Origin of the sequence: Baaleninema simplex PCC 7105, from assembly GCF_000332355.1 — a bacterium.
GTDB classification, from domain to species: Bacteria; Cyanobacteriota; Cyanobacteriia; order Cyanobacteriales; family Geitlerinemataceae; genus Baaleninema; species Baaleninema simplex.
In genome coordinates this window covers 3,798,604-3,799,620 of record NZ_KB235958.1, presented here as the reverse complement: position 1 = coordinate 3,799,620, position 1,017 = coordinate 3,798,604, and the positions used below count along the sequence as shown (strand labels likewise).

Sequence of the window (1,017 nt, the reverse complement as noted above, 5' to 3'; positions counted from 1 at the left end):
TTTTTGTATTATGGTATACATTTATAACCACAAACTCCGAAGACCCAGACTCAAAGCAATTTGGTCGATCGATGGTTGAGTTTAAAAAACAATTTCAGTTTGAAAGTTTAACGGTGGCTGATAGTGCTTTTTACACCCAGGAAAATCTACAAATTGCCAAGGAAGTTAAATGGTTGAGTCGAGTTCCCGTGACGGTAAAAGACAGCGAAGAATTTAGTAGAATCGGTAGAGGAAAGCGAGTTAAAAGCGAGTCAACTTACGGGTTATCGTTTTCAAGAATCTCAACAAAACTATGCCGATGTTGAGCAAAGATGGTTATTAGTCGAAAGTCAAAAAGGAAAGAATCAGATTTAAAAAATTAAGAGAAAGAAGACCAGAAAGATGGTGAGTCCGCCCAAAAGAAACTCCGAGAGTTAAGTGTTCGAGAATTTGCTTGTGCCGCTGATGCCGAAAAAGCAGCATTTCGCCTTTTAAGAAAGTCGAAGTATCACCAAATTACCGATTTAGAAATTACGGAAAATTCTGGGGTCTATCAAGTCAAAGCGAACGTCACAATTGATGAAGTTTCAGTCGAGATAAAAAAACGAAGTGCCGGACGATTTATCTTGGCGACGAATGTTTTAAACTCAGAAGAATTAACCGCTGATTCAATGCTCTCGAACTACAAAGAGCAACAGTCAGTCGAACGAGGTTTTGGCTTTCTGAAAGACCCGCTATTTTTAACGGATAGCGTTTTTCTTAAATCTCCTCACCGGATTGAAGCTTTGGGATTCATTATGGGCTTATGCTTATTGGTTTACACTCTGGGACAACGACAAATTCGGAAAACTTTGAAGCGGCTAAAAACTGGCGTCAAAAATCAGTTAGGTCGTCTAACCGATCGACCAACTCTCCGATGGATATTTCAATGTTTTCAACCCACATTCCGCACTTCAAATGTAGTGTATAAGTAGTATAAATTGAATCGGAAAGGAATTAGGTATTTCGACTCAGCCAACTGACCCCTTGACTTGAAAA

The 1,017-nt window shown here is 39.2% G+C and carries 2 pseudogenes; both read left to right on the top strand.

Features of this window, described 5'->3' with window-relative positions:
• Positions 1-305, top strand: a pseudogene (locus GEI7105_RS39525) (hypothetical protein); the annotation flags it as partial.
• Positions 306-383: 78 nt separating this feature from the next.
• Positions 384-953 (top strand): annotated as a pseudogene (locus tag GEI7105_RS41075) (IS1634 family transposase); the annotation flags it as partial.
• Positions 954-1,017 lie beyond the last annotated feature (64 nt).